Source organism: Pseudomonas lyxosi (assembly GCF_047758685.1).
GTDB lineage: Bacteria > Pseudomonadota > Gammaproteobacteria > Pseudomonadales > Pseudomonadaceae > Aquipseudomonas > Aquipseudomonas lyxosi.
The window spans coordinates 3,487,898-3,500,988 of the sequence record NZ_CP180481.1; the positions used below are offsets into that span (position 1 = coordinate 3,487,898).

General features: G+C 60.5%; 13 protein-coding genes and 3 pseudogenes. 10 read left to right on the forward strand and 6 right to left on the reverse strand.

Features of this window, described 5'->3' with window-relative positions:
• Positions 1-47: 47 nt before the first annotated feature.
• Positions 48-404 (reverse strand): 6-carboxytetrahydropterin synthase QueD, encoded by a 357-nt coding sequence (gene queD / locus ACMXYI_RS15940; protein ID WP_008152165.1) that lies wholly within the window; start codon positions 402-404, stop codon positions 48-50.
• 94 nt (positions 405-498) lie between these two features.
• The gene (locus tag ACMXYI_RS15945) at positions 499-1,578 is read right to left on the reverse strand and encodes a patatin-like phospholipase family protein (protein ID WP_415768057.1); all 1,080 of its coding nucleotides are present in this window, start codon (positions 1,576-1,578) and stop codon (positions 499-501) included.
• Positions 1,579-1,840: 262 nt separating this feature from the next.
• On the opposite strand from ACMXYI_RS15945, the gene ACMXYI_RS15950 reads away from it, so the two are divergent.
• From ACMXYI_RS15950 to ACMXYI_RS15965, 4 genes are read left to right on the forward strand one after another with little or no spacing between them, the layout of a single operon-like run.
• Entirely contained in the window at positions 1,841-2,149 is a 309-nt protein-coding gene (locus ACMXYI_RS15950) for a PepSY domain-containing protein (RefSeq protein ID WP_415768058.1), read from the forward strand.
• Positions 2,149-2,460, forward strand: a complete 312-nt coding sequence (locus ACMXYI_RS15955) for a PepSY domain-containing protein (protein ID WP_415768059.1) — start codon at positions 2,149-2,151, stop codon at positions 2,458-2,460. The genes ACMXYI_RS15950 and ACMXYI_RS15955 overlap by 1 nt, the downstream gene beginning before the upstream one ends.
• 3 nt (positions 2,461-2,463) lie before the next feature.
• The gene (locus ACMXYI_RS15960) at positions 2,464-3,132 is read left to right on the forward strand and encodes a response regulator transcription factor (RefSeq protein WP_046056064.1); all 669 of its coding nucleotides are present in this window, start codon (positions 2,464-2,466) and stop codon (positions 3,130-3,132) included.
• Positions 3,129-4,448 carry a sensor histidine kinase gene (locus tag ACMXYI_RS15965; protein ID WP_415768060.1) on the forward strand — a complete coding sequence of 440 codons (1,320 nt, stop codon included), beginning with the start codon at positions 3,129-3,131 and terminating at the stop codon, positions 4,446-4,448. Before ACMXYI_RS15960 ends, ACMXYI_RS15965 begins: the two co-directional genes overlap by 4 nt.
• 190 nt (positions 4,449-4,638) lie before the next feature.
• Here the strand turns inward: ACMXYI_RS15965 and ACMXYI_RS15970 are convergent, their stop codons facing one another.
• Together ACMXYI_RS15970 and ACMXYI_RS15975 are read right to left on the reverse strand one after the other, a co-directional pair.
• A complete protein-coding gene (locus ACMXYI_RS15970) occupies positions 4,639-5,394 on the reverse strand; it encodes a methyl-accepting chemotaxis protein (RefSeq protein ID WP_403145802.1) in 756 nt (251 codons plus the stop codon).
• 102 nt (positions 5,395-5,496) lie between these two features.
• Positions 5,497-6,876, reverse strand: a pseudogene (locus ACMXYI_RS15975) (HAMP domain-containing protein); the annotation flags it as partial.
• A gap of 283 nt (positions 6,877-7,159) precedes the next feature.
• On the opposite strand from ACMXYI_RS15975, the gene ACMXYI_RS15980 reads away from it, so the two are divergent.
• The 3 genes and pseudogenes from ACMXYI_RS15980 to ACMXYI_RS15990 form a co-directional block, all read left to right on the forward strand.
• Positions 7,160-8,476, forward strand: a complete 1,317-nt coding sequence (locus ACMXYI_RS15980; RefSeq protein WP_415773905.1) for a Na+/H+ antiporter family protein — start codon at positions 7,160-7,162, stop codon at positions 8,474-8,476.
• A gap of 99 nt (positions 8,477-8,575) precedes the next feature.
• A pseudogene (locus ACMXYI_RS15985) lies at positions 8,576-9,346 on the forward strand (cache domain-containing protein); the annotation flags it as partial.
• A 318-nt stretch (positions 9,347-9,664) separates the two neighbouring features.
• Positions 9,665-10,252 (forward strand): annotated as a pseudogene (locus tag ACMXYI_RS15990) (methyl-accepting chemotaxis protein); the annotation flags it as partial.
• Positions 10,253-10,406: 154 nt separating this feature from the next.
• Here ACMXYI_RS15990 and ACMXYI_RS15995 read toward each other — a convergent pair.
• The gene (locus ACMXYI_RS15995) at positions 10,407-11,342 is read right to left on the reverse strand and encodes a LysR family transcriptional regulator (RefSeq protein WP_415768061.1); all 936 of its coding nucleotides are present in this window, start codon (positions 11,340-11,342) and stop codon (positions 10,407-10,409) included.
• Positions 11,343-11,582: 240 nt separating this feature from the next.
• Here ACMXYI_RS15995 and ACMXYI_RS16000 point away from each other — a divergent pair, with 240 nt between their 5' ends.
• From ACMXYI_RS16000 to ACMXYI_RS16010, 3 genes are all read left to right on the forward strand, one after another.
• Entirely contained in the window at positions 11,583-12,077 is a 495-nt protein-coding gene (locus tag ACMXYI_RS16000; protein ID WP_415768063.1) for a DMT family transporter, read from the forward strand.
• Positions 12,077-12,532: a DMT family transporter gene (locus ACMXYI_RS16005; protein WP_415768064.1), complete on the forward strand. Its 456-nt coding sequence runs from the start codon at positions 12,077-12,079 to the stop codon at positions 12,530-12,532. Before ACMXYI_RS16000 ends, ACMXYI_RS16005 begins: the two co-directional genes overlap by 1 nt.
• A gap of 73 nt (positions 12,533-12,605) precedes the next feature.
• On the forward strand, positions 12,606-12,770 hold the full coding sequence (locus ACMXYI_RS16010; RefSeq protein ID WP_008152144.1) for a metallothionein: 165 nt from the start codon (positions 12,606-12,608) through the stop codon (positions 12,768-12,770).
• A gap of 47 nt (positions 12,771-12,817) precedes the next feature.
• On the opposite strand, the gene ACMXYI_RS16015 is transcribed toward ACMXYI_RS16010, so the two are convergent.
• On the reverse strand, positions 12,818-13,045 hold the full coding sequence (locus tag ACMXYI_RS16015) for a DUF6555 family protein (protein WP_047527456.1): 228 nt from the start codon (positions 13,043-13,045) through the stop codon (positions 12,818-12,820).
• Positions 13,046-13,091 lie beyond the last annotated feature (46 nt).

Here is a 13,091-nt window from a genome sequence, read left to right on the forward strand (position 1 = left end):
GCATAAAAAAACCACCGTCGCCGGTGGTTCTTTTCAATCGGGTGTTTTTACTCGCCGTGATAGATGCAGCCGCTGGTGCACGTCTCGTGAATGCGGATCGCGCTGAGTTCCGGCAGCAGAGGCTTCAATTCCTTCCAGATGAATTTGGCCAGCACTTCACTGGTCGGATTCTCCAGACCGGGAATGTCGTTCAGGTAGTTATGGTCCAGGCGTTCATAGAGCGGCTTGAAGATCGCCTTGATTTCCGAGAAATCGCGGATCCAGCCTGTGTGCGGATCGAGGTCGCCGCTCAGGTGGATCGCCACTTTGAACGAGTGACCGTGCAGGCGGCCGCACTTGTGGCCTTCCGGTACGTGGGGCAGGCGGTGGGCGGATTCGAAGGTAAATTCTTTGAAGATTTCCACAGTGATTTCAGCTCTGTCAGGTGGCGATCGCCGCGGCGATGTGGGCAGGCGGCGAGTTTAACAGTTTGCGTTTGGCGTTGCGGGAAAACACTGACTAAAGGGTCAGCAAGCGCTCCCCGAGGCGACCGCTGGCAGCCAGTTCGAGGAACTCATCGCCCATGCGACGGCTTTCATCCATCGTCGTGCGCCAGTATTTCTGCCGGCTCGGGGCATCGCCCATGAAGCGTTTGAAGTCGTTGCGGTCCGGGAGTTTGCCGTAGGGCAGGCGCGCAAGGTAATCCTTCGATGGCGCCAGCAACAGGACATCCTGCAAGCGCGCAGGACACGCGCGGCGCCACGGCAGGGTTTTGTCGAACCAGCCGGGAATCACCCGGTCGGTGAAATGCGGATAGAGGACGATGTCATTGCCGCTGTAGGGCAGGTCGAGGTGATAGTCCAGCAGACCGCCATCGCGAAACGTCCCGGCACCGGCACCCGGCAGGTCACGCACGCCTTCCATCACCATCGGGATCGAGCCCGACGCGAGCAAGGCCTGGCGCAGGTTGCCGGCATTCAGCGCAACGAAGCGCGAGGGGAAATCGTTGAGTGCGTTGACCGGTGGTGCCAGGCGCGGATCGTGAATGATCAGCCGCTCGAAATGCCGCGACAGCCGCGCCCGGCCCCGCAGGTTGTCGGCGATCACCGATGACAGGCCCAGCCCCAGTCGGCCGCGATGATCGTCCGCCAGCAGGCCGTGGCTTTTGACCACCATGATGTTCAGTCGGTAATGAGCGTTGTCCAGAATCGAAGCATCGCGGCCATCAAGCAGCTCATCGAGCATGCGCCGGGAGCTCTGGCTGATCTGCGCCATGGTCACGCCCTTGGCGAAGTTCTGTTCGGTGTAGAGGTGACCGAGGCGGCGGATACCTTCGGCGGCATCCGGCAGACACGCGCTGGCGAAGCGCCAGGAACCCACCGACGCACCGATCAACGAGCGCTCGCGCGGCGCCGCCGGCAGCCATTCACCGAACAACGCCAGGTCCAGACCTTGAATCCCCAACGCCTTGGGACCACCGGCGGCACCCGGCAGTGTGCCGACATCGGCGGCGCTCAAACCGTTTTCACGGATGCGCGCCAAGGCGCGAGGGCCAGCCTTGAGCGTCAGGGCGGGGAACTTGATGTGGATAGCGGTCATACCGGTCTCTATGTCTGGCAAGCGGGGGATTATAGACATGCACAATCATTGTGGGAGCGAGCTTGCTCGCGAAGGCGGCCTGACATTCAGCATTGATGTTGACTGACACACCGCTATCGCGAGCAAGCTCGCTCCCACAGGGGTTTGTGTATGTCTGCGATGTCGTGTTGCCATCCTCAATGATGGCAATTCAGTTTCAATTAAGTTCGCCCCGTTAAGGTGCACTCCGTAGGCAACACATAAAAAAATACGGAGACACCCCATGAAAATCCTGACTGCCCTGTTCACCGCGTCCATCATCGGCATGACCGCCAGCATCGCCCACGCTCGCGACCTCGGTCCCGACGAAGCCCTGAGACTGCGCGACGCTGGTACCATTGTGTCTTTCGAGAAGCTCAACGCCACCGCTCTGGCCAAACATCCCGGCGCCAAGATCACCGAAACCGAGCTGGAAGAAGAGTACGGCAAGTACATCTATCAGGTGGAATTGCGCGACCCCCAGGGCATTGAGTGGGACCTGGAATTGGACGCTGTCAGCGGGCAGATTCTCAAGGATCATCAGGATACGTAATGAAGGTAAATCTATGCACCAGAGGTCGAATGGCTCTGGCGCTTCTGGCTTTTTGCTCGGTGGTCATGGCCCGCGACCTGGATCAGGACGAAGCCCTGCGCCTGCGTCAAACGGGCGTGATCCTGCCGCTGGAACAGCTGTTGCAGCAAGCGCTGGACCGTTACCCCGGGGCCAAATTGCTGGAAGCCGAGCTTGAAGAGAAACACGACGTCTATGTTTATGAAGTCGAGCTGCTGACCGCCGAAGGTGTGGTCCGCGAATTGGACCTCGACGCCACCACCGGCCAGTTACTGAAAGACAAGGAAGATTGATCGATGCGTTTGCTTCTGGTGGAAGACCATGTGCCGCTGGCCGACGAACTGATGGCCGGCCTCAACCGGCAGGGGTACGCCGTGGACTGGCTGGCCGACGGTCGCGACGCGGTGTATCAGGGCAGCAGCGAGCCTTATGACCTGATCATCCTCGACCTCGGCCTGCCGGGTTTGCCAGGGCTCGAGGTGCTGACGCAATGGCGGGCCGGAGGTCTGTCCACGCCCGTGCTGATCCTCACCGCCCGAGATTCCTGGGCGGAACGGATCGAAGGCCTCAAGGCCGGCGCCGACGACTACCTGACCAAACCCTTCCACCCCGAAGAGCTGCACTTGCGCGTCCAGGCGCTATTGCGCCGTTCCCACGGCCATGCCAACCAGCCGACGCTCAAGTCTGCCGGACTGCACCTGGACGAAGGCCGTCAATGCGTGACCCGCGACGGCGCCGACATCCAGCTCACCGCCGCTGAATTCCGCCTGCTGCGTTATTTCATGCTGCACCCCGAGCAGATTCTTTCCAAAAGCCACCTCGCCGAACACCTCTACGACGGTGAAACCGAGCGCGATTCCAACGTGCTCGAAGTCCACGTCAACCACTTGCGGCGCAAACTAGGGCGCAGCGTGATCGAAACCCGTCGCGGCCAGGGTTACCTGTTCGGCGGGCAAGCCCAGTGAGGTCGATCCAGCGCCGCTTGAGTCTGGGGCTGATCAGCGTGATGGTGATCGTCGGCCTGGTGCTGGCGCAGACCAGCCTGTGGCTGTTCGAAATGGGTTTGCAACGTTACCTCGAAGCCGGGCTGCGCAACGACAGCGAAAACCTGCTGGTGGCGCTGGTGCGTGGGCCGCAGGGTTTACAGCTGGATGAGCGACACCTGTCGCCGGCCTATCAGCGACCGTTTTCCGGTCATTATTTCCGCATCGATTTTGCCGACAGCCATTGGCGCTCCCGTTCGCTGTGGGATCAGGAATTGCCGCGCCTCGACCATGCTGGCCTGCACAGCAACCTGGAATTGGGGCCGGAAGGGCAGCAATTGTTGGTGCTGCGTTCAGACTATCGACGGCTCGGCCAATCGATTTCAATCAGCGTGGCCCAGGATTACACGCCGGTGCGCGAGAGTTTCCAGCGCATGCAACAGGTTGGTCTCGGCCTGGGGTTGGCGGGACTGCTGCTGATTCTGCTGCTGCAACGCATCACCGTGCGCCGTGCCTTGCGCCCGCTGGAAAAGGCGCGTGAGCAGATCGCCCAGTTGCAGCAGGGCCAGCGCTCGCAACTCGATGATCAGGTGCCGGTAGAGCTTGAACCGCTGGTGGCGCAGATCAACCATTTGCTGGCGCACACCGAAGACAGCCTCAAGCGTTCGCGCAATGCGCTGGGCAACCTCGGCCACGCCTTGAAAACCCCGATGGCGGTGTTGTTGAGCCTGGCCTCAAGCGAGAAGCTCGATGCGCAGCCGGAACTGCGCAAGGTCATTAAGGCGCAGCTGGAACAGGTCCAGCAGCGACTCAATCGCGAACTCAATCGCGCCCGGTTATCCGGCGATGCGTTGCCGGGGGCGTTGTTTGATTGCGATGCGGAATTGCCTGGGTTACTGGCGACGTTGAACATGATTCATGGTGAGCATCTGGACCTCAGCTACCGTGCACCGGTCGGATTGCAACTGCCTTGGGATCGCGAGGACTTGCTCGAACTGCTCGGTAACCTGCTGGACAACGCCTGCAAATGGGCGGACGCCGAGGTTCGGTTGAGCGTGGTCGAGACGGCCGAAGGGTTTGAGTTACGCGTGGAAGACGATGGGCCGGGGATTCCCGAAAGCCAGCGCGATCAGGTGTTCAGCCGGGGTACTCGGCTTGATGAACAAACGGATGGGCATGGGTTGGGATTGGGGATTGTGCGGGACATCGTCGATACGTGGGGCGGGGTGTTGCGGTTGGAGGAGAGTGAGTGGGGTGGGTTGCGGGTGGTGATTGAGTTGCCTAAGCGTTCTGGCTGAAAACCACCCCTCACCCCCAGCCCTCCCGAAACGTCGGACCGCCCCAGAGGGGAGAGGGGGAAAGGGAGCCGATCTCCATTGGCTTCTAATCCCGAGTTCGACTCTATTTCCTCGGTCGCAGAATATCTAAAAACCAACTCGGTCAGTCCCCTCGCCCCTTTGGGGAGAGGGTTAGGGTGAGGGGGCGTTCTCAGACCCGAAACTGATCCATCAAACTCTGCTGCTGATTCGCCAGGCTATTAAGTGACTGACTCACCCGCGCCGATTCATTCGCCTGCCCCGACAACGACTCCGTCACATCCCGAATCGTCGCCACGTTGTTGTTGATCTCCTCGGCCACCGCGCTTTGCTCCTCGGCAGCACTGGCAATCTGCAAGTTCATGTCGCTGATCACCGTCACCGCCTCACCAATCTGGCGCAACGCCGTCACCGCCTGACCCACCTGTTCGACACTGCCCTGAGCCTGACGATGACTGTTGTTCATCGAACCAACCACGTCCTGAGTACCACTCTGCAGCTGCTCGATCACCAGGCGGGTTTCTTCGACAGACTCCTGGGTCCGGCGTGCCAGGTTGCGCACTTCATCGGCCACCACGGCAAAACCGCGCCCGGCTTCACCGGCACGAGCGGCCTCGATGGCGGCGTTGAGCGCCAGCAGGTTGGTCTGTTCGGCGATGGCCCGAATCACTTCCAGCACCGAACCGATCTTCTCGCTGTTGGCCGCCAGGCCTTCGACTTGGACCATCGCCGCGCTCATGTCAGCGGCGAGGTTGTCGATGCTGGCGGTGGTGCGGTCGATCACGGTCAAACCGCGACGGGTTGCCTGATCCGCATCCCGTGCTGCCTGTGCCGCTTGCGCTGCACTGCGAGCAACGTCCTGGGCGGTGGCGCTCATTTCGTGGGAAGCGGTAGCGACCTGATCCACCTGACGGTATTGCTGCTCCATGCCGGCGCTAGTCTGGGTGGCGATGGCGGACGACTGATCCGCCGTACTGCGCGCGTCCTGCACCGAGCGTTTGACCTCGGCGATGATCGGTTGCAGCTTGTCGAGGAAGCGGTTGAACCAGCCGGCCAATTGGCCGAGTTCGTCCTTTTTGTCATAGGCCAGGCGGCGGGTCAGATCGCCTTCGCCGCTGGCAATGTCTTCGAGCATGTGCGCCACACCCAGGATCGGCTTGGTCACGCTGCGGGCCATCAGCCACACCAGCAACAGGCCAATCAACGCGGCCAGCACACCCAGGCCGAGTTCGACCAGGGTGCCGGCGGTGTTGCTTTCATCGAGTTGTTTTTTCAGCGCTTCAGCGGGGCCGACCAGGACTTTCTCCGGCACCTCAAGCAACACGCCCCAGGACTTGCCACCGGGAATCGGCTGGAACGGCGACAGCACTTTGAGTTGTTGATTGTTGTGCAGGCTTTCGGTCTTGCTGCTGGCGGCGAGCATGCGGATCAGCTCGGCACCGTTGGTTTTGTCCACGGTGTCCAGGCGCTGGCTGAGTTTGCTGGCGTCCGGGCTGTAACCAGCCAGCAAACCGACCGGGCTGATGATGCTGACGTTGGTCTGGCCGTCATAGAGCTTCTTGCTCGCGCTCTGGCTCATGGCTTGCAGGCTGTTGAGGTTGATGTCCACCGACAGCGAAGCGATGACCTTGCCGTTGACCATCAGCGGGAAAACGATGCTGGTCATCAGCACGTTCTGGCCGTCGATCACGTAGAAGTAGGGTTCGATCACGCAAGGCTTGAGGGTCGTGCGCGGGCAGGTGAACCAGGCGTTGGCCGGTTCACCGCTAGGGCCGGTGCTGGTGTCGGCCATGTCGCTTTCCGGTAGCGCCATCGACGTCACCTTGCCCGGTGTCGGCTGCGACCAATAGAGCGCGAAACGGCCCTTGTCGTTGCTGCCCAACTCGGCCTGGCCGGCGAACAGATCGTCCTTGCCGTCCAGCGCGTTGGCTTCGAACACCAGCGAGAGGCCGAGCAGGTCCGGGTTGGCTTGCAGGGCCGACTTGACCTGGCGCGTCAGGTCTTCACGCAGGTCAAAGGCATCGAGAAAGCGCTTCTCGGCCTGGTCGCGCAGGAACAGCACCTGACGCGAAAAGCCGTGGCCATATTGATAGGCGTCCATGAACTGCTGGCGAATCCCCAGCGCCTGGTTTTCACCCTGGGATTCGATCCGGGCCTGGGCCGCTTCGGTGAGCATCTCCATGCTGGATGCTTTCACCATCTCGGAGCTGTGCTCCATGCGATACAGCGAAAGACCCACCAGCAGGGTCACGATGCCGGCCAGGCACAACCCGGCCAGCAGGGTGATTTTCCATTGAATGGAAAGTTGTCTGAGCGACATGGAGACGTCCTTTATTCGATAAATATCTGAGACTTTGCACTGTAACGGCCGCGATTCGGCTTTCTTTATCCGCGCGATTAAATAAGCCATCACACGAAACCTGTAGCAGCTGGCGCAGCCTGCGTTCGGCTGCGCAGGAGTCGTCAAACCTGCGCATACGGTACTTCTGGCACAACCCGTCGCCTGAATTCACGACTGCTTCGCAGCCGAACGCAGGCTTCGCCAGCTGCTACAAGGGATCGTGATCGCTTTGACAAGGCGTTGATGCTGCGGCACAGTGCGCGCCCTCTAATAAAACCCTCTCATTTAATCCGCTGGCGGCTCTTTGCAGACTGCCGGCCGGACTCTTTCCGTTTGCCTTGAGGTAATGATGATTAATGCTGTAATTGCCGCGGTCGGCGTCATGCTGATTCTCAGCCTGTCCCGCGTGCACGTAGTAATCGCGCTGATCGTGGGCGCCCTGGTGGGTGGTTTGACCGGTGGCCTGGGCATCGACGCGACACTCAAAGCCTTCAACAGCGGCCTCGGTGGCGGCGCGACGGTCGCGTTGTCCTACGCATTGCTCGGCGCTTTCGCAGTGGCCATTGCCAAGTCCGGCCTGGCCCATGCCCTGGCAGACAAAGCCTTGCTGATGGTCGACCGCCAGCACGCCAGCGGTGGCCGTCAGGTCAAATGGCTGTTGATCGGTTTGCTGTGGGTGGTGGCCATCGCTTCGCAGAACATTCTGCCGATACATATCGCCTTTATTCCACTGCTGGTGCCGCCGCTTTTATATGTGCTGACCAAGCTGCAACTGGACCGCCGACTGATTGCCTGCGTAATGACCTTCGGCCTGATTACGCCGTACATGTTCCTGCCCGTGGGCTTCGGCAACATCTTCCTTAATGAAATCCTGCTGGCCAACGTCGCCCGTAGCGGTGTGGACATCAGCGGCATCAACGTCACCCATGCCATGGGGATTCCGGCATTGGGCATGGTCGTCGGGCTCGCGGCGGCGTTTGTCAGCTACCGCAAGAAGCGCGTCTACGATCTGGAAAAGATCGAGCAAGTCGAACAGGTCGCGGTGCAGTACAACCCGTTGAGCCTGATGGTCGCCGGTCTGGCCATCGCGGTGGCGTTCATCATTCAGCTGCTGCTGGATTCGATGATCATCGGTGCGCTGGCAGGCTTTCTGATTTTTTCGGTGTCGGGGATCGTGAAGTGGCGTGAAACCGACGACCTGTTCACCGAAGGCATGAAGATGATGGCGATGATCGGTTTCATCATGATCGCCGCGTCCGGTTTTGCCGAGGTGATGAAAGCCACCGGTCAGGTGCAGACACTGGTCGAAGCCTCGGCCTCGTGGATCGGCCACAGCAAAGGCATTGGCGCGTTACTGATGTTGCTGGTCGGACTGTTGGTGACCATGGGCATCGGTTCGTCGTTTTCCACCGTGCCGATCCTGGCAGCGATTTTTGTGCCGTTGTGCGTACAGTTGGGTTTCAGCCCGATTGCGATCGTGTGCATTGTCGGCACTGCCGGTGCGCTGGGTGACGCCGGTTCACCAGCCTCGGACTCGACCCTCGGCCCGACCTCGGGCCTGAACATCGACGGCCAGCATCACCACATCTGGGACACCGTGGTCCCGACCTTCCTGCACTACAACCTGCCGCTGCTGGCGTTCGGCTGGGTGGCGGCGATGGTCCTCTAAACACATTTCCCACAAGGGCCGCATTCAACTTTTGGTTCGGCGTGCCGTTAAAGCCTTTAACCACGCCAATAAAATCAAAAAGAGTGAACCGTCATGCGCATGAGCCTGAAGGCTAAAGTCCTGTCCCTTGCCGTCCTCCCGGTGTTGCTCTTTGCGCTGGTCATCAGCCTGACCACGTTGTTCATTCTGCAGGAGCAGGCCCGCAAGGAAGTCGAGGAAACTCGCCAGCGCCTGCTCAGCGATGCCAAGGCGACGCTGCAAAGCTACGTCGCCGTGGCCATGACCACGATCAAACCGCTCTACGATGCGGCCGCCCCCGGTGATGATGCGGCGCGGGCCCAGGTGGTGAAGTTGCTGTCGAGCATCACCTACGGCAAGGATGGCTACTTCTTCGGCTACGACTCCAACACCGTGCGCCTGTTCAAGGCCAACAGCCCTGAAGGCGTGGGCCAGAGCTTCAAGGACAACCGCGACCCTAATGGCGTCTACGTCAACCGCGACCTGGTGAAAGTCGCCAAGGACGGGACCCACTATCTGCAATACAGCTCACCGCTGCCCGGCAACACCCAAGTGCTGGTGCCGAAACTGGGCTACACCGAATACCTGCCGAAGTGGGACATGGCGGTCGGTACGTCGGTGAACCTCGACGGTATCGAAGCGCAAGTCGCGCTGGTTCAAGTCAAGGTTCAGGAACGCATGGAAGGCGTGGTGCTGAGCATTGTCGGGATTGCCGTGGTGGTGTTGCTGGTGATCGCCGCTGCCGGGATGCTGCTGGCCAACACGATCCTGCGTCCGCTGAACCTGATGAAAGCCAACCTTGATGACATCGCGGCGGGCGAGGGTGACCTGACGCGTCGCCTGACCATCACCAGCCAGGATGAACTCGGCGAACTGGCCGGCTCGTTCAACCGTTTCGTCGACAAGATCCACGGCCTGGTGCGCCAGATCACTGAAATGACTTCGCAACTGACCGGGCTGGTGAATCAGGTCTCCGACCAGGCGCAGCGTTCGGATCAGGCCATGGAACGTCAGCGTCACGAGACCGATCAGGTCGCCACGGCGATCAACCAAATGTCCGCCGCTGCTCAGGAAGTGGCGAAAAGCGCACAAAACGCCGCAGTGGCTGCCCAGCAGACCGACGAAGAAGGCCAGGCAGCCAAGCGTGTGGTGGCCGGCAGCATCGTGAAGATTCATGCATTGGTGGACGACATTCGCAGCAGCGGCGTGTCTCTCGACAGCCTGCAAAAAGACGTGTCGTCAATTGTCAGCGTGCTCGGCGTGATCCGTTCGATTGCCGAACAAACCAACCTGTTGGCCCTCAACGCCGCCATCGAAGCCGCCCGTGCCGGTGAGGCCGGGCGTGGTTTTGCGGTGGTGGCCGATGAGGTTCGAGCGCTGGCCAGTCGCACGCAAATCAGCACCCAGGAAATCCAGGGCATGATCGATCGCTTGCAGGCCGGCACTCAGTCGGCGGTGGAAGCAATGCGCCGTTCCAGCGAGGCCGGCGACGGCACGTCGGCCCAGGCCAACGAAGCGGGTGCATCGCTCGATACCATGGCCCAGCTGATCGGCACCATCAACTCGATGAACGCGCAGATCGCCAGCGCCGCCGAAGAGCAGACCGCCGTGGCCGAAGAGATCAACCGCAGCGTGCATCAGATCGCTGTGGCTGTGGACAGCGTTGCCGACGAAACCCAACTCGGCGCCCAGACTTCCCGCAGCTTGGCTGATCTCGGTCAGCGTCTGGGCAAACTGGTGGGGCAGTTCCGTATCTGAGACGCGACGCATAACTCGTAGCAGCTGGCGCAGCCTGCGTTCGGCTGCGAAGCAGTCGTGAAATCAGGCAGCGCGGTGTATCAGGTAAACCGCGAGCATAGGGTTTACGACTGCTGCGCAGCCGAACGCAGGCTGCGCCAGCTGCTACAGGGGGTTACGGTCTGTCCCAGTAGGGCACCGTGCCGAAGCATTCCACGAAGAAATCAATCACCGTCCGCACCTTCACCGACAACCGTCGGCTCCCGGGCCACAGCACCGCAATCTGCTGCGGCTCCAGGCTGTTGGACACCTGATACGCCCCGAGCACCGGCACCAGCGTGCCGTTGCGCACCGCTTTACCAATCAGCCACGACGGAAACATCACCAGCCCCAAGCCTTGTTCGGCGGCTTGCGTCAGGGTGTCGGCGTGGTTGCCGGTGATCGGTCCCTTCACCGACCAGGGCGTCCAGTCCTGCTGATCCTTGCGGAAAAACCAGCGTTGCTGACCGGTCACGCCCTTGTAGGCCAGGCACTGATGTACGGCCAGTTCTTCGGGATGTTGTGGCGTGCCGTGACGTTCCAAATAGGCCGGGCTTGCGGCGACTTGAAAGCGATGCGGCGCCAGAATCCGCGCCTGCATGCCCGAATCGTGCAGCGGGCCGATGCGAAACAGCAGGTCGGCGCCTTCCTGTAGCGGGTCGACGTAGCTGTCGGTCTGCTGGATATCCAGCTGCAGTTTCGGGTAACGCTCGCAGAGCTGCCCCAGCCACGGCGTCAGGTGCCGCTGACCAAACACCACTGGCGCATTGATCCGCACCAGTCCGCTCGGTTCGCTTTGCTGTTCCTGCAAGGCCTGTTCGGCCTCTTCGAGTTGCACCAGCACCAGCCGCGCGTGATGACCGAGCATGCGCCCGGCTTCGGTGGGTGAGACGGCGCGGGTGTGGCGGTAGAGCAATTGCTGGTTCAGGGCTTGTTCCATCAATTGGATTTGCCGGGAAATCGAAGACGGTGCCAGGCCTTCGCGGCGGGCGACTTCGGAAAAACTGCCGTGGTCCAGCACCGCTACAAACAGCCGAAGTGCCTTGAATCCCAGATCGTTGAGGCCATGCATGACGAATCCTGCTGTGCGAGTTGCGCAAAAGTGTTGTCAGTATGCGCCCATTTATCGCAAAGGATCGCCAGCCGATAATGCGCGCCTATTCCACTGAGAACACTAAACCCTGTGGGAGCGAGCTTGCTCGCGATAGCGCCGGAACATTCAACATCAATGTGACTGACAAATCGCTATCGCGAGCAAGCTCGCTCCCACAAAGGGGTCGTGTTCTATCTGATAACTGGTAGGTGTCCCCTCATGCACACTTCTTCAATCGACGACGTTGGCGTTGTCGCCGCGCCGACCACTAAATCGGGGCTGCGGCTGTTGCTGCTGCCGCTGGTGATTCTGGCCGGCATGGGCCTGTCCGTGGAGGCCGGTTTGCTCGGGCCGCTCGGGGTTCAGGTCGGGCACTTGTGGGCGACCTTGAGCATCTTCGGTGTCGGCTCGGCGATTTTGTTTTTGCTGTTGCTGTTCAGCGGTCGGCAACAAGGGCCGGCCTTGAATGAGCTGCCGCGCTGGCAGTTGATCGGCGGGTTCCTGGGGCCGATGTACGTGATCGTGCTGACCTTGGCCACGCCGCACATCGGCATTGCCATGACCATGATCGCGATCCTGTCCGGGCAGGTCGGTAAAAGCGTGTTGATCGACCACTTCGGCTGGTTCGGCGCCACCCGCAAAAAGGTCAACGGTGAACGTTGGCTGGCCTTGCTGCTGATTGTCGCGGCACTTGTTCTGATCGCTCGGGGTTGATGATGAATCTGATTATTTTGTTGGCGGTGGTCGTGGCGGCCGGTGCGGTGTTGAGTGTCCAGGCGGCGATCAATGGGCGGCTGGGTGAAACGGTTGGCGTGTTGCGCAGCAGTTTATTGACCTTCGTGGTCGGTGCCGTGACCACCGGGCTGCTGATCCTGTTTTTCGAGCCGGCCCACGCCGTGAGTTTGCTGGACGTGCCGAAATGGCAGCTCAGCGGTGCGCTGTTCGGGGTGGTGTACATGATGGTAATGGTTGGCGCGGTGCCGCGGGTCGGCACGGCGGTCGCGACGGTGGCGGTGATCGTCGGACAACTGGGGATGGGGATGTTGATCGATAACTTCGGCTGGCTGGGCAACCCGGTGATCGAGTTGTCGAGTAGCCGGATACTGGCGATGGTGTGTCTCGCGTTGGCGTTGCTGTTCATGTATCGCAGCAGTACCCGGCAGGGCTGACGCAAGCTCCTACACTGGTGGTACGGGTCGCATTTGCCAGGCCCGGACGACCACAACCAATGGAGTCAGACTCATGATCGACAGTGAAAGTATCTGCGACTGCCCCAAATGCAAATGCAAACTGGGCGAACATCCGATCGCGCGCCACGGCAAGCACTATTGCTGTGAAGCCTGCGCCAAGCACCACGAACATGGCGAAGAATGTGCCAGCAAGGGCTGCAAGTGCGCCCAACGCTGACCACTCATCCAAAAAAAGGTGGAGCCTGATCGGGCTCCACTTTCATTTCAATTTGCCGGCCGCCACTTGACGTTTTCTACGCCGAACTTCTCTGCCATCGGCTTGCTGGTTTTTTGCACCTTCTCTCGGCCGAAGCGAGGGATTCGTCCAACCCCCGCGTCGCAACTTGCCCAATGCCAAGCCTCCGCGTTATCCATCTTGTCCAGGCGGATGATGAAAGACTTGGGCACGCCATGAAGGGTGTATTCAATGACGAAAAGTTTTGCGTTGTTCATAAAGCCCATATTCCTCCCTGTGGTAATACAAGGATCGTTGGCGTTA

Coding starts and splice junctions, on each gene's coding strand:
- ACMXYI_RS15945 (WP_415768057.1), bottom strand. CDS start 1,578: ATGACCGCTATCCACATCAAGTTCCCCGCCCTGACGCTCAAGGCTGGC.
- ACMXYI_RS15950 (WP_415768058.1), top strand. CDS start 1,841: ATGAAAATCCTGACTGCCCTGTTCACCGCGTCCATCATCGGCATGACC.
- ACMXYI_RS15955 (WP_415768059.1), top strand. CDS start 2,149: ATGAAGGTAAATCTATGCACCAGAGGTCGAATGGCTCTGGCGCTTCTG.
- ACMXYI_RS15960 (WP_046056064.1), top strand. CDS start 2,464: ATGCGTTTGCTTCTGGTGGAAGACCATGTGCCGCTGGCCGACGAACTG.
- ACMXYI_RS15970 (WP_403145802.1), bottom strand. CDS start 5,394: ATGGAGCAGCAATACCGTCAGGTGGATCAGGTCGCTACCGCTTCCCAC.
- ACMXYI_RS15995 (WP_415768061.1), bottom strand. CDS start 11,342: ATGCATGGCCTCAACGATCTGGGATTCAAGGCACTTCGGCTGTTTGTA.
- ACMXYI_RS16000 (WP_415768063.1), top strand. CDS start 11,583: ATGCACACTTCTTCAATCGACGACGTTGGCGTTGTCGCCGCGCCGACC.
- ACMXYI_RS16005 (WP_415768064.1), top strand. CDS start 12,077: ATGATGAATCTGATTATTTTGTTGGCGGTGGTCGTGGCGGCCGGTGCG.
- ACMXYI_RS16010 (WP_008152144.1), top strand. CDS start 12,606: ATGATCGACAGTGAAAGTATCTGCGACTGCCCCAAATGCAAATGCAAA.
- ACMXYI_RS16015 (WP_047527456.1), bottom strand. CDS start 13,045: ATGAACAACGCAAAACTTTTCGTCATTGAATACACCCTTCATGGCGTG.